20 protein-coding genes are annotated in these 19,615 nt (G+C 61.0%); 9 read left to right on the top strand and 11 right to left on the bottom strand.

Annotated elements, in window-relative coordinates; all coding sequences use genetic code 11:
• Positions 1-367 precede the first annotated feature (367 nt).
• The 6 genes from NKI95_RS18890 to NKI95_RS18865 all read left to right on the top strand — a co-directional run bounded on the left by NKI95_RS18890 (position 368) and on the right by NKI95_RS18865 (position 4,785).
• Positions 368-1,693, top strand: a complete 1,326-nt coding sequence (locus NKI95_RS18890) for an NAD(P)/FAD-dependent oxidoreductase (protein WP_352718814.1) — start codon at positions 368-370, stop codon at positions 1,691-1,693.
• Between the two features lie 84 nt (positions 1,694-1,777).
• Positions 1,778-2,851 carry a tartrate dehydrogenase gene (locus tag NKI95_RS18885; protein ID WP_352718813.1) on the top strand — a complete coding sequence of 358 codons (1,074 nt, stop codon included), beginning with the start codon at positions 1,778-1,780 and terminating at the stop codon, positions 2,849-2,851.
• A 10-nt stretch (positions 2,852-2,861) separates the two neighbouring features.
• The gene (locus NKI95_RS18880) at positions 2,862-3,338 is read left to right on the top strand and encodes an Lrp/AsnC family transcriptional regulator (RefSeq protein WP_023718597.1); all 477 of its coding nucleotides are present in this window, start codon (positions 2,862-2,864) and stop codon (positions 3,336-3,338) included.
• Between the two features lie 311 nt (positions 3,339-3,649).
• A complete protein-coding gene (locus NKI95_RS18875) occupies positions 3,650-3,970 on the top strand; it encodes a nucleotidyltransferase domain-containing protein (RefSeq protein ID WP_352718812.1) in 321 nt (106 codons plus the stop codon).
• Positions 3,957-4,496: a ribonuclease toxin HepT-like protein gene (locus NKI95_RS18870; RefSeq protein WP_352718811.1), complete on the top strand. Its 540-nt coding sequence runs from the start codon at positions 3,957-3,959 to the stop codon at positions 4,494-4,496. The genes NKI95_RS18875 and NKI95_RS18870 overlap by 14 nt, the downstream gene beginning before the upstream one ends.
• Positions 4,450-4,785, top strand: coding sequence for an HVO_A0114 family putative DNA-binding protein (locus tag NKI95_RS18865; RefSeq protein WP_352718810.1), 336 nt, complete (start codon positions 4,450-4,452; stop codon positions 4,783-4,785). Before NKI95_RS18870 ends, NKI95_RS18865 begins: the two co-directional genes overlap by 47 nt.
• A gap of 454 nt (positions 4,786-5,239) precedes the next feature.
• Here the strand turns inward: NKI95_RS18865 and NKI95_RS18860 are convergent, their stop codons facing one another.
• Positions 5,240-6,616 carry an aspartate aminotransferase family protein gene (locus NKI95_RS18860; protein WP_352718809.1) on the bottom strand — a complete coding sequence of 459 codons (1,377 nt, stop codon included), beginning with the start codon at positions 6,614-6,616 and terminating at the stop codon, positions 5,240-5,242.
• 426 nt (positions 6,617-7,042) lie between these two features.
• Between NKI95_RS18860 and NKI95_RS18855 the strand changes: the two genes are divergently transcribed.
• Positions 7,043-7,732 carry a haloacid dehalogenase type II gene (locus NKI95_RS18855; protein ID WP_352718808.1) on the top strand — a complete coding sequence of 230 codons (690 nt, stop codon included), beginning with the start codon at positions 7,043-7,045 and terminating at the stop codon, positions 7,730-7,732.
• Positions 7,733-7,885: 153 nt separating this feature from the next.
• Here the strand turns inward: NKI95_RS18855 and NKI95_RS18850 are convergent, their stop codons facing one another.
• The 5 genes from NKI95_RS18850 to argE form a co-directional block, all read right to left on the bottom strand.
• Complete coding sequence (locus NKI95_RS18850) at positions 7,886-9,361, bottom strand: NAD-dependent succinate-semialdehyde dehydrogenase (protein ID WP_352718807.1); 1,476 nt, start codon at positions 9,359-9,361, stop codon at positions 7,886-7,888.
• 18 nt (positions 9,362-9,379) lie between these two features.
• A complete protein-coding gene (locus NKI95_RS18845; RefSeq protein ID WP_352718806.1) occupies positions 9,380-10,423 on the bottom strand; it encodes a tartrate dehydrogenase in 1,044 nt (347 codons plus the stop codon).
• Between the two features lie 173 nt (positions 10,424-10,596).
• Positions 10,597-10,953: a cupin domain-containing protein gene (locus NKI95_RS18840; RefSeq protein ID WP_352718805.1), complete on the bottom strand. Its 357-nt coding sequence runs from the start codon at positions 10,951-10,953 to the stop codon at positions 10,597-10,599.
• A 14-nt stretch (positions 10,954-10,967) separates the two neighbouring features.
• Positions 10,968-11,891, bottom strand: a complete 924-nt coding sequence (locus NKI95_RS18835; protein ID WP_352718899.1) for a 2-hydroxyacid dehydrogenase — start codon at positions 11,889-11,891, stop codon at positions 10,968-10,970.
• 17 nt (positions 11,892-11,908) lie between these two features.
• Positions 11,909-13,033, bottom strand: coding sequence for an acetylornithine deacetylase (gene argE, locus NKI95_RS18830; protein WP_352718804.1), 1,125 nt, complete (start codon positions 13,031-13,033; stop codon positions 11,909-11,911).
• 239 nt (positions 13,034-13,272) lie between these two features.
• On the opposite strand from argE, the gene NKI95_RS18825 reads away from it, so the two are divergent.
• Positions 13,273-14,154, top strand: a complete 882-nt coding sequence (locus NKI95_RS18825) for a GNAT family N-acetyltransferase (RefSeq protein WP_352718803.1) — start codon at positions 13,273-13,275, stop codon at positions 14,152-14,154.
• Between the two features lie 89 nt (positions 14,155-14,243).
• Here the strand turns inward: NKI95_RS18825 and NKI95_RS18820 are convergent, their stop codons facing one another.
• From NKI95_RS18820 to NKI95_RS18810, 3 genes are read right to left on the bottom strand one after another with little or no spacing between them, the layout of a single operon-like run.
• Complete coding sequence (locus tag NKI95_RS18820) at positions 14,244-15,083, bottom strand: ABC transporter ATP-binding protein (RefSeq protein WP_352718802.1); 840 nt, start codon at positions 15,081-15,083, stop codon at positions 14,244-14,246.
• Complete coding sequence (locus tag NKI95_RS18815) at positions 15,077-16,156, bottom strand: FecCD family ABC transporter permease (protein ID WP_352718801.1); 1,080 nt, start codon at positions 16,154-16,156, stop codon at positions 15,077-15,079. The genes NKI95_RS18820 and NKI95_RS18815 overlap by 7 nt, the downstream gene beginning before the upstream one ends.
• A complete protein-coding gene (locus tag NKI95_RS18810; protein WP_352718898.1) occupies positions 16,146-17,255 on the bottom strand; it encodes an ABC transporter substrate-binding protein in 1,110 nt (369 codons plus the stop codon). Before NKI95_RS18810 ends, NKI95_RS18815 begins: the two co-directional genes overlap by 11 nt.
• 143 nt (positions 17,256-17,398) lie before the next feature.
• On the opposite strand from NKI95_RS18810, the gene NKI95_RS18805 reads away from it, so the two are divergent.
• Positions 17,399-18,190: a class I SAM-dependent methyltransferase gene (locus NKI95_RS18805; RefSeq protein WP_352718800.1), complete on the top strand. Its 792-nt coding sequence runs from the start codon at positions 17,399-17,401 to the stop codon at positions 18,188-18,190.
• A 158-nt stretch (positions 18,191-18,348) separates the two neighbouring features.
• On the opposite strand, the gene NKI95_RS18800 is transcribed toward NKI95_RS18805, so the two are convergent.
• Together NKI95_RS18800 and NKI95_RS18795 are read right to left on the bottom strand one after the other, a co-directional pair.
• Positions 18,349-18,747 (bottom strand): type II toxin-antitoxin system VapC family toxin, encoded by a 399-nt coding sequence (locus NKI95_RS18800; RefSeq protein WP_352718799.1) that lies wholly within the window; start codon positions 18,745-18,747, stop codon positions 18,349-18,351.
• A complete protein-coding gene (locus NKI95_RS18795) occupies positions 18,744-19,010 on the bottom strand; it encodes an AbrB/MazE/SpoVT family DNA-binding domain-containing protein (protein ID WP_352718798.1) in 267 nt (88 codons plus the stop codon). The genes NKI95_RS18800 and NKI95_RS18795 overlap by 4 nt, the downstream gene beginning before the upstream one ends.
• Positions 19,011-19,615: the final 605 nt, after the last annotated feature.

Raw genomic sequence — 19,615 nt, 5'->3', positions numbered from 1 at the left:
CAGGCAACCATATCCTTCATCCGGCAATACGCGCCCATGAGGGATAGGACCAAGGCTTTCCGGTGTACATCGGTCCCATGTGCAGGCCATGCCGCTGAGCGGATTGGTGACCGTACGGCCCATCGCAATGTCGGCCAAGGCGCTGCCGATCAAGGTCGACGAATGCGCCGTGTGCCGAACTGCCCATGCCGTAGATGACGCGACTGCGTGAAGTGTACTCCCGCTTGCCCCGCGCAGCGAACTTTTCGCGCAATAATTGCCTGTCCTGGGGGCTGCTAAACGCAGGAAATTCCGTCCAGGCACAAACTCCGCAGCCTGCCTCTGCAGGCGGGAGGTTAGGATGCTTCAAATTACCGGAGTCCCATCCATGTCCGCGCCGCTCATGCACATCGACTGCAGCCCTTCCCTCCCTCGCGAGGCGGACGTCGTCGTCATCGGCGGCGGCGTGGTGGGCGTGTTCAGCGCATACTATCTGGCGCGCCGCGGCCTCAAGGTCGCCCTGGTCGAGAAGGGGCGCATCGCGGCCGAGCAATCCAGCCGCAACTGGGGCTGGTGCCGCCAGCAGAACCGCGATGCGCGCGAGCTGCCGATGGCGACCAAGAGTCTCGACCTCTGGGAGAAGGTGGCACAGGAGACCGGCCAAGACACCGGCTTTCGCCGCTGCGGGCTCCTCTATCTCTCGCAAGACGAAAATGAGCTGGCAGGCTGGGCAAAGTGGCGCGATTTTGCGAGAACGGTCGGGGTCACCACACACATGCTGAGCGCGGAAGAAGCCACCGAACGGGGCAAAGCGACGGGCCGCAAATGGAAAGGTGGCGTGTTCTCGCCAACTGACGGAACGGCGGACCCTTCCAAGGCAGTGCCGGTTGCGGCGCGCGGCATCATCGCGGCGGGCAGCACCCTACATCAGCATTGCGCGGCGCGCGGGCTGGAGTTGAGCGCCGGCCGGGTGAGCGCTGTGGTGACCGAAGCGGGCACCATACGGACGAAAACCGTTGTCATGGCCGGAGGCGCGTGGGCTTCTTCCTTCTGCAACCAGCTTGGTGTGCGTTTTCCGCAAGCTGCCGTACGTTCGTCCATTCTGGCCGTGGCACCCGGCGCAAACAGCCTGCCGGATGCCCTGCATACCACGCGCGTCTCTCTGACGCGGCGCAGCAACGGTGGATACGCGCTGGCGATCAGCGGGCGGGCGCGTGTCGATCCAACGCCGCAGCAGTTCAGGTTCAGCCGCGAGTTTGTACCCATGTTCGCCCGCCGCTGGCGCAATCTGGCCCCGGGCGCCTTCGAGGGCTGGCGTCAAGGCCATGAAAGCCTGCGCAAATGGGCCCTCGACGACATCACGCCGATGGAACGGAACCGGATTCTCGACCCGAAGCCCGACATGGGACAGATTCGGCTGACATATGGAAGAGCCTGCGAATTGATCCCCGAACTCCAACGCGTCGCGATCTCCGATGTCTGGGCGGGTTATATCGACAGTACACCCGATGGCATTCCCGCAGCCGGTGAAGTGGAGGGAATTCCGGGCTTCATCCTGGCGGCGGGATTCAGCGGGCACGGCTTCGGGATTGGCCCCGGCGCGGGACATATGATCGCCGACATCATCACGGGCAGCGAGCCTATTGTCGATCCGCGTCCTTATAGGCCCGAGCGTCTGAAGACCGCTGCGTGGGGCAAGGTCGCTGAATTCTGAGAAGACCGTCTTGCCAAGGTACAATCGGTCGCACACGAGATTGAGGCCACGAGGCGGCCAGCACCAAAAAACAGGGAAGTGACGATGCGCGAATATGAGATTGCCGCCATTCCGGCCGACGGGATCGGCCCAGAGGTGATTGCCGCAGGTCTCCAGGCGCTTGAGGCGCTGCAGCAGCGCTGCGGCGACTTCAGGCTGCGCGTCCAGCACTTCGACTGGGGCTCAGACTACTACAAGGCACATGGTCGCATGATGCCCGAAGATGGCGTGGCGCAACTGAAGCGCTTCGACGCCATCTTCTTTGGCGCGGTAGGCGCCCCCGATCTGCCTGACGACATCACGCTCTGGGGCCTCCGGCTGCCGATCTGCCAAGGCTTTGATCAGTACGCCAACGTGCGGCCGACCAGGATATTGCCCGGGATTGTTTCGCCGCTGGCGGGCGTTGGCCCTGGCGATCTGGATTGGGTGATCGTGCGTGAGAATTCCGAGGGCGAGTATTCGGGCCACGGCGGCCGCGCCCATCGCGGCCTCCCCGAGGAGGTCGGAACCGAGGTCGCGATCTTCACGCGCGTCGGCGTCACCCGCATCATGCGCTATGCATTCCGGCTGGCGCAGTCACGGCCGCGAAAGCTCCTGACAGTTGTTACGAAATCCAACGCGCAGCGTCACGGCATGGTAATGTGGGACGAAATCGCAGCCGAGGTGGCGCGGGAATTCCCGGACGTCGCGTGGGACAAGATGCTAGTCGATGCTATGACAGTGCGTATGACGTTGAAACCTCGGAGCCTCGATACGATCGTCGCCACCAATCTTCACGCCGACATATTGTCGGACCTTGCAGGCGCGCTCGCGGGCAGTCTCGGCGTTGCACCGACCGCCAACATTGATCCCGAGCGGCGCTATCCCTCGATGTTCGAGCCAATTCACGGCTCGGCATTCGACATCGCCGGCAAGGGTATTGCCAACCCGGTCGCCACCTTCTGGACCGCTGCCCAGATGCTCGAACATCTGGGCGAGAGCGCAGCGGCCGTCCGGTTGATGAGCGCTGTGGAAACGGTGACGAGTGAAGGCGTGCTAACGCCCGACGTGGGAGGGACAGCGACCACGCAGGAAGTGACGGACGCCGTCTGCCGGACGATCCGCGGTTCGAACGTGTGACAGGTTTCCAATGAAGCTCGACAAGATCGACATCAAGATCTTATCCCAATTGCAAAAGAACGGGCGGGTCACGAATGTCGAGCTTGCCGACCTGGTCAACCTTTCGCCGAGCCCTTGCCTGATGCGGGTGAAGAAGCTTCAGGCCGAAGGCTTCATCACCGGCTATTCCGCCCAGATCGACGTGTCCAAGCTCGGACAGACTCTAACGATCTTCACCGAAGTCACGCTCAAGCACCATCAACAGAACGACTTCGCGAGATTTCTCACCGCAATTCAGAAAGTCGATTCTGTCATCGAATGCCATCTGGTTTCAGGCGGCTACGACTATCTTGTGAAGTTTGTCACAGCGGGCATCAGCGAGTACCAGACGATCATGGAGCGCATGATCGAATTGGATATCGGAATCGACAAATATTTCAGCTTCGTCGTGCTGAAGTCACCGATCGTGAAATCCCATTTGCCTCTCGACATCATTTTCGACAAATGAGAAGGCAGCTCCGGCTCGATTTTCAAGCGGCGTGCGCTCGTGCCACGCTCCATCTTGTCGCGCGCGGCATTGTCGAATGACGATGTCACGTTTCAGGGGAGGCCGTCATTGTCACTCGTCTGAACGGTGCTTAGCCTAAAACTTCGACCGCATCTGGACACTTCCAGCGAACGCCTGTTTTCGCCTTGTCCTCGTCAAATGGCTTGAATATATATCCTGCAATGATATATAGTCAGGCAGCATGCACAGCTTGCGGAGTTGCGATGATCTAGCCTCGGGTCACAGTTGGACCAAAGGCAAAAGGCGAAAAGATGAACAAGATTGACACTTTGATCCACCGAAGAGCTGACGATCGCCGGAAGACCGCGCAAGCCTGTGTATCGCGTATTCTCCGGAACGCCAAAGCCCACGGCGTCGATATCTCTGTTGTCGGATCTCTCGCGAAAAACCGTTTCCGCGTCCACTCGGATGTAGATCTGCTGGTTCACGGAAGTACTGATCCTGCGCGCCGGGCCATGGTAGAGCGCTTGGTCGCAGACCAGCTTCGGGGAACGAACATTCCCTATGACCTGATCTTTGCCTCAGACGTTTCGTCCGAACGAGTACAGGAATTGCTCAATGACAGCGTTTAAGCATCCGGCATTCGCAAAGCTGTCGCCAAAAATCGCCCGCGCTGCGAAGGAACTGCAGCAAATCGAGGAATATCTGTCGGCTCATAGGAGTGAGATGTCACTCGGCGAATGGGGGGCGATCGCAGCTGTTTCGCTGGGAGTCCACAATGTCTACAACGGCATCGAGGACATCCTGCTCAGCCTGTCCAACGACATAGACGGCCTCGTTCCCCAAGGGCCTACGATGCACCAGGACGTGCTCGATCAGATGTCGGCGGAAATTGCAGGCATCCGCCCGGCTGTGCTCGACCCCGAGCTTTATCAGTCCCTGAGTGAGTTAAAGGGATTCCGTCACCTGGTGAGGCATCGGTACGGTTTTGACCTGAAAACAGACAGGGTGCAGGAAAACCTCGACAGGGTAAAAGAGGCATTTCCGTCTTTCGTCGAGGCCATTGTTTACTTGGAAAGCACTCTTACTGAGGAAAACACGCACGACAGTAATGGCGGCGGCGACGGCTCAGGAGGCGGGGCATCTGGTGGTCCCTGAACCAATGGCTCAGTCGTGTGCGCCGGAAGAGATTCTCCGGGCGTTGACCCCTGAGAATTGTCGGCTGGTGGCGCTGATCCATCGGCATCGACCGCAAAGCATCACGGAACTGTGCAGGTTGGCGGCGCGTCCGCAGCCGAACGTATCCCGCTCCTTGGCGGCCCTTGAGCGGGCGGGAATTGTCTCAATGGTGGGCTCCAGGCCGAAGAGACCCGAACTCGCCGTGCAACGAGTCACGATCGAACTCGCTGAGCTTCAGAATGGCCGATGCGAGGTCGACGATTCGTGAAAACAAATCGCCGGACCATCATCTTTGCTGCGCCATGGGCAACAGGGGCAAAGTCGATCAGTGGGATGCGAAGCCGCCGCTGACGAGGTTTGGCAAGTACTGGATGCGAAGCCTCGGTGACGCCGAGCCGATCGCCAAGAAGGAGGGTCGGAGCTTTTAGCGGTTTTCATTGGGCCCAGGAAGGTATCACGACAGGCGCTTCCTGCCTGTAAGCGGGTTTCGCCAGACATCTTGCGCCGGATCACCGGGCATTGAATGTCGTTTTCGGAGCCGTTCATATAGAGAAGATTCCCGGGCCGAGCGCGGACGATGACCAACTCGGCCTTGTTGGTGCATCACCTCGGGATTTTGCTTCGGGAGAACGAAGCGTCTAGCGTGATACTTAGGCCGGGAACCATACGAAAGACCCGGACGGGGTGAGTTTAGCCCTGGTCGATGCAATGCGCCCCGCTGATCATCCCTTCATCGCTGCCCGCACATCCTTATCGTCGAGGGTTTGGTCCAGCGTCATCCGCGTGCGTTCGAGGATTCCATCAATATCGTCGTTTGTGCAGCAGAGCGGCGGCGCATAGCCGAGAATGCCGCTGTTGAAGGCACGGATGACAAGGCCGTTCGCCCACGCGCGCTCGAAGATGCGACGCCCCGGATCGGCCGCCGCCGGCAGAGGCGTCTTGCGTACCTTGTCGGTGACCAACTCGATTGCTGCCAGCATGCCGCGACCGCGAATGTCGCCAACCAGCGGGTGGTCGGCGAGCGAGCGAAGCCCTTCCGTCAAGCGCTTCCCCGCCTTGCGCCCATTCTCGAGCAAGCCATCTTCATAGAGACGCAGGCATTCGAGCCCGACCGCCGCGCTCACGGGATGGGCCGAATAAGTGTAGCCATGGCCGACAGCCGTTTTGCCGGCTCCGTCCGCGATCGTATTGTATACATGGTCGGCCATGAAGACGGCGCCCATCGGCACGTAGCCCGAGGTCAGTCCCTTCGCTGTGGTCATGAAATCCGGCACGACCTCGTCTTCCTCACACGCGAAGAGGGGGCCGGTACGGCCAAAGGCAGTGATAACTTCGTCGGCAACGAACAGAATGTCGTGTTCCTTGCACACGGCGTGCAGAGCCTTCAGCCAACCTGTCGGTGGAACGAGAACACCGCCCGAACCCTGGATGGGTTCGGCGTAGAAAGCCGCAACGCGGCCCGCGCCGAGTTCTGCGATTTTGGCCCGCAGGGCCGCGACCGATGCATCGATGATCGCCTGCGGGTCGGAACCGACCGGATTGCGATAGGCGTAGTGCGAGGGAATTTTGTGCTGCCAGTCGTAAGGGACGCCGAAACCCGCATGGAATGCCGGGATCGCTGTCAGACCTGACCCTGCCGTCGAGGATCCATGGTAGCCATACTCGACGGAGATGAACTGGTCCTTTTGCGGCGTACCCTTGGCATGGTAGTAATAGCGAATGAAGCGGATCGTACTGTCGACTGCGTCGGAGCCGCCGAGCGTGAAATAGACATGGTTCAAATCGCCGGGCGCCAGTTCGGCAAGCCTGGCAGCAAGGCGAATGGCAGGCTCGGATCCCAGCCCGAAATATCCCGTCGCATAGGGAAGCTCTCTTAGCTGCTTTGCCGCCGCCTCAACAACGCTTTCCTGGCCGTATCCGATGTTGACGCACCATAGACCGGCGAATCCGTCCAGCAGGGTTTTCCCGCTTGCATCGGTCACGGTTGCACCTTTGGCGGATTTGAGCACCCGCACGCCCGTCTCCTCGTGGCTCCGATAGCATGAAAACGGGTGAACCAGATGTGCGCGATCGAGTTCGATCAGTGAGTTTGCCAGCATTTCTTCCTCCGATTCAGCGTAGTGCCTGACTGACGAGAGCATAAGTCCGGTGTGGTGTGGATTCGTCCTTCAACTCGTTTTCAGCGTGATCTGCTGCGCGGTCATGGTTCATTCCGGGCCTGAATTCTCTATGCCCAAGGTAGGCTGCCGCGGACAGCAGTTCCTCCCGACCAGAAGCTGAGCGATAGGCGTTTTGACTTTCCTTTGCCGCTGGCACCGCATCTTATGCCACGCACGGCTGAGAGATCGCGCGCCCGCCGAAGCCCGAAACGAACTCAGGCGCAACTCTCTGCCAAAGCTCTCACGCAATACAAAACAATCTGCTTCAGGGCGCATCGAATGCGGCGACTAGTCTTCTCCGGCCCTCATTATGATCCTTGCTGTTAAAGGCACGCAGTGCCGACAGGATTGGAAGGATCGACGCTCATGACCCAGTTCAGACCGAAATACATCACCTTCGACTGCTACGGTACACTGACCAACTTCGACATGGCCGGCGCGGCGAGACGCGTATACGGCGCGCAGCTCTCCCCAGCTGGGATGGCGCAGTTCATCAAGGATTTCTCGGCCTATCGCCTCGATGAGGTCCTTGGCGCCTGGAAGCCGTACAGCGAGGTCGTGCACAATTCCGTGGAACGAACCTGCAAGCGCAACGGCGTCGCATTCCGGCCCGAGGATGCCCAGCGCATCTATGCGGAAGTGCCGACATGGGGTCCGCACCCGGATGTTCCGGCGGGCCTGGCCAAGGTCGCCAAGGAGATTCCGCTGGTGATCCTGTCGAACTCCATGAAGAGCCTGATCATGTCGAACGTGGAGAAACTCGGCGCACCGTTCCACATGGTCATCACGGCGGAGGAGACCGGTGCCTACAAGCCTTTGATGAAGGGCTTCGAATATATGTTCGAGAAGCTCGGCTGCGGCCCGGAGGACATTACGCACGTGTCGTCCTCATTTCGCTATGATCTCATGACCGCCTATGATCTCGGTATCAAGAGCAAGGTCTGGGTGAACCGCGGCCACGAGCCTGCGAACCCCTTCTACGAATATACCGAAATCAAGGATATCGGCGGTCTGGCCGGCGCCGTCGGACTGGAGCCCGTTCGGGAATTCGCCTGAACGTCTGTTTGCTGGCGCAGTCGCGCCCGAGCGAGGCGCTTCCAAACGTTAATAGTCAATGGTTGCAATAGAGAAAGGGGCGGTTTTCACCGTCCCTTTCTTGTTGTTCCAACGCTTTAGGGCTGCAAGTGTTGCCACCTGCTTGCAAGATAACTAATTAAGCCCGCCAACATGAAGCGTCTTGACCTCGAGATATTCCTCGATGCCGAGCTGCGATCCTTCGCGCCCGACTCCAGAGTGCTTGACACCGCCGAAAGGGGCAACCTCGGTCGAGATCATGCCTGTGTTGAGCCCGACCATACCGAACTCCAGCGCCTCGGCAACACGCCACGACCGCTTGAGATTGTCGGTGTAGAAGTAGGCGGCAAGGCCGAACGGCGTACCGTTTGCGATCGCGATGGCCTCTTCCTCCGTCTCGAAGCGAAAAAGCGGCGCCACCGGACCGAACGTCTCTTCCGATGCCAGGAGCATCTCGGTAGTAGCCTCTCCCAGCACGACGGGCCGTGCATATTGCTTGCCCTCCGGCATCGTCTCGCTTTGGGCGATGACCCGCGCACCTTTCGCCTGTGCATCCGCGATGTGACGCTCGATCTTGTCGATCGCGGCCGCGTTGATCATCGGGCCGATCTCAGTGCCCTCGTCGGTCCCTGCGCCAACCTTCATCCGCGTGACGCGCTGGCTCAGCTTTTCGGCGAAAGCATCGTAAACGCCCTGCTGCACGAGAATCCGGTTCGCGCAGACGCAGGTTTGACCGCCATTGCGGAACTTGGATGCGATCACCCCTTCAACTGCCCTATCCAGATCGGCGTCGTCAAAGACGATAAAGGGCGCGTTGCCGCCAAGCTCCAGGCTCAGCCGCTTGATGCTATCGGCCGCGCCGCGCATGAGCAGCGCACCGACGGGGGTCGAACCGGTGAACGAGATCTTGCGCACCGTCTCGTTGGCCATCAGTTCGTTGCCGATTTCGATGGGCATGCCGGTCACAATGTTGATCACGCCGGCAGGAATACCTGCCCGTTCCGCCAGAACGCCGAGCGCCAGCGCCGAGAATGGCGTAAATTCCGACGGCTTGATGACAACCGTACAACCTGCGGCCAGCGCCGGTGCTACTTTGCGCGTGATCATCGCGTTGGGGAAATTCCACGGCGTGATGATGGCGCAGACCCCGACGGGCTCTTTCAGCACCAGAATGCGGCGATCGGCAGTGGGTGACGGAATGGTCGAGCCACCGATCCGGCGCGCCTCCTCCGCAAACCATTTCACAAAAGATGCGCCGTAGCGGATTTCCGCCACCGCCTCGGCAAGCGGCTTGCCTTGTTCCAGCGTCAGCAGGAGCGCAAGATCCTGTTCGTGCTGGCGGATGAGGTCGTGCCAGCGCTCCAGAAATCCTGCACGGTCGGCATGGGTCCTCTTCTTCCAGCCTTTGAATGCCCCAGCCGCAGCGTCGATTGCGGCTCTCGTCTCGTTCTCCCTCATTTCGGGAACTGTGCCGAGAACACTTTGGCTGGCAGGGTCAACGACATCGACCACGCCCTTCGTTTCCGCATCGCACCAGACACCGCCAATCAGCGCCTGCTGGCGGAAAAGGTCGGAATCGTTGAACATGCCAATCTTCGTCATCGCATTCATGGTCTTTCCTCTGCTCTTTCAGCTTAATCCTGCCAGCACGGCCTGCGTGATTGTTTCAGTCCTGTCCTTGCCTGCGATCGTGCCAATCCCCCGCGCGGTTGCGGACTCGATTGCCGACATCACTTCTGCCGCAGCATGCCCCTCGCCCAGATGCTCGAGCATCATCGCACCGGACCAGATCGCTGCGATCGGATTGGCGGTGCCGAGATGCGCGATGTCGGGCGCCGAACCATGGACCGGCTCGAACATGGAAGGCGCGCTGCGATCGGGATTGATATTGGCGGAGGCGGCGTAACCCAGCCCGCCCTGAATGGCCGCTCCAATATCCGTGAGGATGTCGCCGAAAAGGTTCGATGCGACGATTACGTCGAGGCTTTCCGGCGCCAGGACCATACGGGCGGCAATGGCGTCGATGTGGTGCTGCGAGACCTCCACATCGGCATAGTCTTTCGCCAACTCGCGCGTGACCTCATCCCAGAAAACCATGGAGTGTTTCTGCGCGTTGGATTTGGTGACAGATGCCAGCTTCTTGCGGCGGGCCCGCGCCTGTTCGAAACCGAAACGGATGATCCGTTCGACACCCGTACGCGTGAAGATCGCAGTCTCAACCGCGACCTCATCGGCCGTGCCGGAATGAACGCGCCCACCGGCGCCGGAATATTCGCCTTCCGTATTCTCGCGGATGCACAGGATGTCGAAACCATCGGAGCGGAGGGGCCCCTGAACGCCCGGCAGCAGCCGGTGCGGTCGTATGTTGGCGTACTGCGTGAACGATTTCCGGATCGGCAGGAGCAGTCCATGAAGCGATACTGAGTCGGGCACTTCCGCGGACCAGCCTACAGCGCCGAGATAGATCGCCTCGAATTTTCGAAGTGTCTCGATGCCGTCTAACGGCATCATTGCACCGGTCTCCACATAGTAGGCGCACGACCACGGGAATCTTGTGCCATCAAGGGCGAAACCGCCCCGCTTAGCCGCCGCCTGCAGCACCTGCCATGCCGCCTGCGTCACGTCCTTGCCGATGCCGTCGCCGGGGATGAGCGCTATCTTGTAGGTCTTCATTGATGGGGGTCCTCATTCGCACTAGCGTCATCGGAACAATAATGGACCGCCCGCCGCATTTTCCGTCGAGGATGAGCCGCCCGACGGCGTCGAATCGCGTCAGGCGGAACCTGGAAAGCCGATTGTTCTGGAGCCGCCGCGGGCGCTATTCGGCCCGACCTTGAGCACTGAACTCAGTCGTAAACGCAGACGTAGATCTTGCGCACGGTCTCGATAGTGCGCCAGACGCCGACGAAACCGGGCTTCATCACGAAACTGTCGCCGGCGCGGTAGGTCTTGGTCTCACCGCCCTTCTCCTCGATTTGGACGAGACCCGAAACGATGTGGCAGAACTCGTAGATAGTGCCCTTGATCGAGTGCGTCTCGCCGGGCGTCGCCTCCCAGACACCGGTGAGCACCCTTTCTTCCTTCGAGGAATCCTGCGCCCAGGTCTTAAAGGATGGATTGCCGGAAATGAGCCGCTCCGGAGCCGGTAATGCCTCCTTCGGCGCGAAGTCTGGAACTGTGTCGATCGTGATCAGAAGTGACATGTGATGCTTCCTGGTTAGTAGCCGAGTGTCCGATCGACGAGGCCGATCAGTTCTTCTCCGGCGCGGTGGCGCCGGATATTGTCCACGACGGATTGTGCCGCCGTATGCGGTTGCGTCACCGAGGCGATGTGCGGCGTTATCATCACCTTCGGATGCGACCACAGCGGATGGTCTTCCGGGAGCGGTTCTGGATCGGTGACATCAAGCATCGCCGCAGATACGTGACCGGTGTCGAGCGCGTCGATCAGCGCGGCCTGGTCCAGTTGCGGACCCCTGCCGACATGCAGCAGCTGCGCCCCAACGGGCAGCAAATCGAAGAAGTCTGCATCGAGCATGCCGTGCGTTTGTTCCGTGAGCGGGAGCAGGCACACGAGAATATCCGTTTGCTTCAGAAAGCCCGCGAGTTGGTCCGTGCCGTGAAAACAGGCGACGTCCTCTATCCGCTTTTCGCTGCGGCTCCACCCGGCAAGCGGAAACTGGAACGGCTTCAAGCACTCGATAGCCGCGCGGGCGAGCATGCCAAGGCCGAGGAAGCCAACCCGGCGTTCGGCCGCCTGTCGAGCGACAATCGGTTGCCAAAAGCACCTTTTCTGCTGCTCGAGATAGGCGGGCATCTCCCGGTGGAGCGCCAACACGCCGAGCGCGACGTATTCCTGCATCATGCGTATGATGCCGTCCTCGACCATGCGCACCAGCTTCACATGGCTTGGCACCACGTCCTGCTTGAACTGGTCGACGCCCGCCCCGATGGAAAACAGCACTTCCAGATTGCGGTAGCGCGAGATCTCGTCCGGCACCGTCCAGGTGATGAGATAGCGCACCTTCTCCGGCTTCATCTCGTCTCCTGAATGGAAGAATTCCAGATCCGGGAGCTGGCGCGCGAAGATCTCGCGGAAGACCGCAGCACGCGCGGTATCGGAATTGAAAAGAAACGCCAAGGTGACCGCCCCTTCCTTCAGGCCGCAAAACGCGCGCCGAGACCGTGGATCATCTTCCAGCAAGCGGCGAGTTCACCAATATCGATATATTCGTCGGCACGATGAGCACGGCCGATCTCGCCAGGGCCGCAAATGATCGCGTCAATGCCGGCCTGCTGGTAAAGGCCTGCCTCTGTGCCGTAACTGACGGCTGTCAGCGGCTCCTGCCCCGTCAGCTCCGTCAGAATGGCCGCTAGCTCGCTCCCGTTGGCGGGCGCAAGGGCGGGATAGGTGCTCAGTTCGTGCCACGCCACATCGAAGCCGCTGTCTCGCAGGGCGAAAAGCCGGGCCTTGACCGGCTCAAGCAGGGAGGCTGGAGAAACGCCGGGCACGGCACGCGCCTCGATATCGGCTGTGCAGTGGCCAGCGATGATGTTGACCGCCTGTCCACCGGCGATGACGCCCACCTGCAAGGAAGAATACGGGGGCTCGAAATTGTCATCGAGCGGCCCGTCGGCGAGGGATCGGCCGTAGGCCACGGCATGCGTAATGACGCCGGCCATGGCATGCACGGCATTGAGTCCGAGATCGGGGCGTGACGAATGGCCTGATCGCCCGATCACCTCGAGTCGCGCGGCGGCCTTCCCCTTGTGCGCGCGCACAGGCTGCATCCGGCTCGGCTCGCCGACAATCGCGCCAAGCGGCCTCTCGCATAAGCTCGGCAACGCGGCTAGGAGATGCGGCACACCACGGCACCCCGCCTCTTCGTCATAGGAGAATGCGAGATGAACTGGCTGCCGCAGGTTCATCGCCGCAAGTCCTGGGAGCGCGGCCAATGCGCAGGCGAGGAAGCCCTTCATGTCGGTGGTGCCGCGGCCGTATAGCCTGCCGCCCTCGCGGCGCAGGACGAACGGGTCCGAGCTCCATTCCGGCTCGCCGGCCGGCACGACATCCATATGTCCCGAGATGATGTAGCCCCGACCCTGGCGCGGGCCGATCGTGAGGAAAAGGTTGGACCGGTCGCCCTCGGGACCGGGTAGGACCGTCACCTCGGCTCCGGCTGCCTGACAGTAGTCGCGGATCCAATCGACGATCGCGCCGTTTGGCGTGCCCACAACAGAGGGAAATCCAATCAGCGTCGCGAGGATTTCTTCCACGTTCATGGCGGTCCGCTCTGCTTGCACACTATCACCGGGTGCAACCAGCCTATCCGCAGGCGGCAGTGTTCCCTGCCGAATTGCGTCGTGCTTTAGCCGAAGATTGCGAAAAAGCACCTCGAACCAGCGAAACCTGCTGGCTTTCCCGTATAATGCTGCGGCAAAAGAGGCATGTCGCGATATGGTGATCGATGACAGGATCAACACCGGGTGCCTTGCGCATTCGTTGAAGGAGCGGATCGACTGTGACGCAGAGATCAGTACGCCTGAAATCCTTCGAACTGGTCGCGCGGGACATTGATGATGTCGACGTCAAGCTACTGCACGCGCTGTCGATCTCAGTCCGCTGGCCTCATCGGCCAAAGGATTGGGACTTTCTGCGCCGTGCCGGCCGCGGCATTGTTGCCGTTGATGGTATTGGACGCGTTTTCGGCAGTGCGATGTGGTTTCCCCACGGAGACGATTTCGCCACAATCGGCGTAGTGATCACAACGCCCCGCACGCAAGCGCAAGGCGGCGGCCGATGGCTCATGGACTTGGTGCTCGAGCAGTGCGGCGATCGCAACTTGGCACTCAATGCTACCCATGCTGCCTATCCTCTTTATGTCTCACTCGGCTTCGCGACCGAGGCGATCGTATACATGCGCCAGGGGGAGGTCCCACAGACGCTCCCAACAATGCCGGCCCTGGATGGTCAATTGCAGGCGTTACCGAGCGACAGGCTGAATGAGATCACGGCGCTGGATACGCGCGCGTTTGGGACGAACCGCGAGAGGCTGCTCGCGTTGCTCGCGGCCGATGCCTCAATCTGCACTTTGAGCCGCGGCGGCGAGATCGTCGGCTATTCCATGTGTCGCGAGTTCGGACGTGGTCACGTGATCGGCCCCATGGTCGCGCGCAACGATCTTGATGCGGTCCATCTCACAGCCGTGCATCTGAAGGAACTGGCAGGACGGTTCGCCCGCGTCGACACCCGCGAGAAGGATGGCGTGTTTGCCGCGTTTCTCCAGCAGTGCGGCCTCGGCATTGCCGAGACCGTTACGACCATGTCCAAAGGGCGCCGCTTCCTGAACCGAGAAGGCAATGGGCCTTGGGTCTATGGATTGGCCGGCCATGCCTTGAGTTGAATGCAAGCACGCTGTCGCCTTCAACCAGCCGTCAGAGGATCAGGTCGATCAGTGCGCGGCGTCGATCAACCGGCATAATGCGGTTGCCGTCACACGGCCGGAACGGCTGCCGCTTCGAATCTGCTCCTAATCCCGGATTCGGTTTCCGCTGCCGCCATAATGACCGTCCGACGCCCATCCGCCACGCCGTCCACGATGACGTGGCCGATGCCGCGCGAGCACGGCTCGATGCGGGCGTTGAGGTGATAAATGTCCCGCAGCAGATTGGATGTGATGACGGCCGGCGATGGCCCGCATGCGACCAGCCGGCCGTCCGCGATGACCATTGTCTGATCGCTGAAGCGCAGGGCGTGATTGAGGTCGTGCAGGGCGATCAGCACGACCATGCCTCGCGCCTGAGCAAGTCCCCGCATGAGGCCGAGCACTTCCACCTGCCGCGACAGATCGAGTGCTGATGTCGGTTCATCCATCAGCAGGATCTCAGGCTCGCGCACCAGCGTTTGTGCCAGGCTGGCGAGTTGCCGCTGGCCGCCGGAAAGCTCGCCAATGTTGCGGAAAGCGATGTCGGCGATGCCGAGCGCCGCTAGCGTCTCGTCGATGCGAGCCAGATCATCGTCGCCCACAGACCAGCCCATACCCTGCTTACGGGCGAGCAACACTGACTCATAGACGGTGAGCACCGCGTTGGCGGACGTTTCCTGTGGCATGTAGCAGATGCCGCTCTTCCCGCGAATGGCCCCCTCGACATGCATTGCTCCCGGACCGTGCAGGAGGCCGGCGATGCGCCTGAAGAGCGTCGACTTCCCGGCGGCATTCGGACCGATCACGGCCACGATGTCTCCGCCCTCGAACGCAGGCGTCGTCACATCCCGAAGCCGGAGGCTCGTGCCGTAGCGCGCGCCGAGCGCCTCGAGCCGGATCGTCACCATGAGCGCCTCGTGCTGGACAGGATGAGCGAGATGAAGAACGGGATGCCGATCAGCGAGGTGACGATGCCGATCGGGAAGACCGTCCCCGGGATAAGCGACTTGCTGACGACCGAGCTAGCCGACAGGATGAGCGCGCCCGCAAGGGCCGAGGCGGGCAGGAAGAAGCGTTGGTCCTCGCCGATGACCATGCGCGCGATGTGCGGGCCCACGAGGCCGATAAAACCTATGGTGCCGACGAAGGCGACGGGAATGGCGGCGAGGAGGCTCACCAGGATGAGCGTCTCGAGCCGCAGGCGACCGACTTTGACGCCGAAGCTGGCCGCCTTGTCCTCACCGAGCCTCAACGCCGTCAGCGCCCAAACGCGACGGGCGAAAACGGGTAAGACTGCGAGGAGAATGAAGGTAGTGACTGCAAGCTTGGGCCAGGTGGCCTTGGTGAGGCTGCCCATTGTCCAGAAGACGACCGCCGCCAGCGCTTCCGCCGACGCGAAAAACTGGACGAGCGCGAGCAGCGCGTTGAAGGTGAAAACCAGCGCGATGCCGAGCAGCACGATGGTCTCCGCGCTGACGCCGCGCTTTACGCTCAGCACGTGAATGAGGAAGGCCGCCAGCATCGCCATCACGAAGGCGTTGATCGGCACTACATATCCGACTGCGGCGGGGAGAAGCCTCACCCCGAAGGCAAGTGCAAGCGCGGCGCCGAAGCTCGCGGCGGCGGATATGCCGAGCGTGAAGGGGCTCGCCAGTGGGTTGTTGAGAATGGTCTGCATCTGCGCGCCGGCCACGGCGAGCGCTGCCCCGACGACAATGGCCATCAGGGCTACCGGCATGCGGATGTCCCAGAGCACCACGCGCACCTGCGGCGGCACCGTGTCGGGGAACACAAGTGCCCGCACGACCTCGCCAAGTCCGTAGCGGGCGGGACCGACTGCAAGGTCGACGCACAGGCTGAAGAGCAGGGCAGCGCCGAGGCCGGCAAGGATCAACTGCCGCCGCCAGACGAGAGCGCGGTAACGCCCCCGTCCATTGGTGCTGTCGAGCGCGGTGCTGACGGCCGTCGATTCAATCGACATCGGTCAGCGAGACCCAGTGGCCGGGTCTGTATGCGACGGGCAGGAATTTCTCGTGCAACTCCCTGAAGGTCGCCTCGGGATCGAGATCGGCGAAAAGATCCGGATGCAGCCACTTCGCCATCTGCTGGATGGCCACGAACTGATAAGGGCTGTTGTAGAACTGATGCCAGATGGCATGCACCGCGCCATCCTCGACGGCCTTCACGCCGGTCAGCGCCGGCCGCTCGGTCAGCGCCTTCAGCTTGCGCAGCGCCTCTGCCTGATCACGGCCGGGCCCGACGCCGACCCAGGCACCGCCCGGCACATAGGCTTCCCACCATCCGCCGGTGACGATGATCTGATCCGGGTCGGATGCGATGATCTGTTCGGGATTGAGCGTGCCGAACGTGCCGGGGATGATGTCCTTGGCGATGTTGTCGCCGCCTGCCATCTCGACGAATTTGCCGAAATTGTCGTCGCCGAAGCTCATGCAGCAGTCGTCGGAATAGCCGCCGGCGCGTTCGATGAGGACCTTGGGCCTTTGCGGCTTGGCCTTCTCGATGACATCGGTAACGCGCGCGATCTCGGCGGCGCGCCAGGTGATGAATTCCTCGGCGCGCTCCTCCTTGCCGAACAACTTGCCAAACAGGCGCATGCTGGGTTCGGTGTTGGTGAAGGGGCGCTCGCGGAAATCGACATAGACCAACGGAATGCCGGCGGCGGCGAGCTTCTCGATATACTTGCCGTCTTCCGTAGCCTGCTTCGACTCGATATTCATCAGGATGACGTCGGGCTTGAGCGAGACGGCCTGCTCGACGTCGAAAGTACCGTCCTTGAAGCCGCCAAAAGTCGGGATCTCCGCCATCCTGGGGAATTTTTCCAGATAGGCGGCGTAATTGTCCGGATCCGCTTGGCTGAAATCCTCGCGCCAGCCAGCGATGCGCTTGAACGGATCCTCGGTGTCGAGCGCCGCGACGAGATAGACCTGCCGGCCCTCACCCAGGATTACCTTCTCGACCGGGACGTTCACCTCGACCTGGCGGCCCGTGATGTCAGTCACTGCAACCATTTCGGCCCTGGCGGCCAGGGTCATCGACAGGGCGACTATAGCGGCCGCCATCGTCCCTGCTGGGATCTTTCCGAAACTCATCGCGCCCTCTCTTGAAGTGGATTAGCCAGAGGTGGCTTATAAAAGATGACTTCAATTCTCAAGAAATATCTTTTAGAGCCATTCCAGACTGGTGCGACGACAAGGGGTCTGGAATGGCGGGGGAGCCCAATTATTCGCTGCGGGACGAGATACGCGACTATTGGTCGACGCGCGCCGGAACATTCGACCTTTCGGTGGGGCATGAAATCTTCTCACAGCGGGAACGCCTGGCCTGGCACAGGCTGATACTCAAGCACTTGGGGCCTGGGGATGGGCGTCGCGCGCTCGATCTCGCTTGCGGCACCGGGGTTCTATCCCATCTCATGCACGACCTGGGTTATGCCGTGACCGGGCTCGATTGGTCAGAGGCCATGCTTGCCCGCGCGCGTGCAAAGGCGACGCAGAGGGAAAGCGGCATGCGGTTTCTGATCGGCGACGCCGAGCGCACCCTTGAAAAAGGAAAAAGTTACGACGTCCTCGTCACCCGTCATCTCGTCTGGACGTTGGTGGATCCGCGAGCGGCGTTCGCCGAATGGTTCTCGCTGCTCAAGCCTGGCGGACGGCTGCTGATCATTGATGGTGATTTCGTCAGTAAGACCTGGGTAACCTCTCTGCGACAAGTCCTGGAAAGGGCCATTGGCCGGACAGGCGAGCCGGTCCACGGACTGGATCAGGCGATGGCGGACCGCCATCGCAGCATCCTGTCGCGGCTGCACTTTTCGCACGGCGCCAAAGCGGACGAGGTTTGCGCGCTTCTCGTGGAGGCTGGCTTCGAGATACCGGTGGTCGACACCCGGCTCGGCGCGATTCATCGCGCGCAGGCACGGCACATGAACTTCCTCAGGGCGCTGGAACGCTCGACGCAGCATCGCTACGCGATCTGCGCGACCAAGTCGGCCTCGTAGTTGGAGAATTTCCAAGGATTTCCAGAACCCATCTATCGGCGATTATCGGCTCTCACCGCGCCATTCTTGATCTGACATCCGAACCGCAGACTGAATCTGATTGCTCGCAGCAGCCTCTAAAGACGGACAGCACAGGGCGAAAGACCACCGCGGAAACGTTAGAAAAGAAGCTGTACGGATTGTCCCTGCGCCGAAAGCAGTTTGACGGCCTTCCGATTAAACGAGACGAAAGTCTCCCCGCCAAGCCAGCCGCCTTCAAAAGCGATCACGCCGTCCGCGAAATCGCCGCCGGCATTGAGGACTGACAGCCCTGCCTCAACTGCGGGCCGGTTGACTACAACATTCGCGGTGTTCAGCAACGCCCGGATCGCCGCGGCAATATTATCGCGCTCTGTCTGGTATTGCCGGGCCAGAACCCAGGCGAACTCGCACAAGGCCTGCAAGCTCACGGCCACGATGTCGGCTTTGGCCAGCAGGTCGACCGCAATGGCCGCCTGCCCCTCATCATCGGCGACATAGGCGCGCAGAAGCACATTCGTGTCGGCCGTAACCCTCATTCCTTGCCGGACCCGGCCGCGGCGCCCGCTTCCGCTATCGCCTCGTTGATCTCCTCGATGCTGAGCGCCCGGCCGTTCGTCTTGCCTCTGAGGAAGCCGTGGAGGTCCCGGAACGACCCCTTCGCGCGTGCCGCCTTCAATTCCGCCCGACCGTCGGGCAGCAGATCAAGCTCGATCTTCTCGCCCGGCTTGATGCCCAGATGTTGCAGCACGTCCTTGCGGAACGTTACCTGTCCCCTTGTCGTCACTGTCAACGTTGTCATATCAAACATTCCCGTTCATCGCGTGCCAGCGTCCCTCGCCAAAGGGCCGATACGCATGACGGAGAGGTATGCATAACCACTCCCAAGGAAATAGAAAAATTCGAGTTGCCTCATCCGCTGTCTCCTCGACACTGTCTGGAGCCCGGGCGTTCAGCCGATCGTCGACACCACCACTACGTGCCAGCTGCCCTTACCAAGACTTCACGCGTCGCCTCCCAGTTTCCTGGTCGTCATGGCGCATCGAAGGCATCCTGCCCAAACATCAGGGTAGTAGCTGAGTTCCTGTATTGCGCAAGCGAGATCTCTGTCTTCGTTCTGTGAAAAGGCTTGCCGAATTGCTTCCCAACCACGCAACGTTACAGTGGAAGAGACGATCCACCTGGCATCTTCAGCCTAGGCTGAAGCACAAGCTGCTGCCTTGAGCCGGTTCACGAGCTGCAAGGTATTCTCTCGTGATTGGGGCAAGGTCTAAGCTAAAGCCAACTATGGCCTCCTGCCTCTCGGCGCACACTTTCGCCCAACGTTGGAGCGTAGGCAATATTGTATTAGCGTCAATTTGAATACCGCCATCGTCGGTCCCGGCTCAGCCCCGCGCGGCGAATAGG

Origin of the sequence: Mesorhizobium sp. M0306 (assembly GCF_040321655.1) — a bacterium.
Classification (GTDB): Bacteria; Pseudomonadota; Alphaproteobacteria; order Rhizobiales; family Rhizobiaceae; genus Mesorhizobium.
This window is presented reverse-complemented; position numbering and strand designations above follow the sequence as displayed.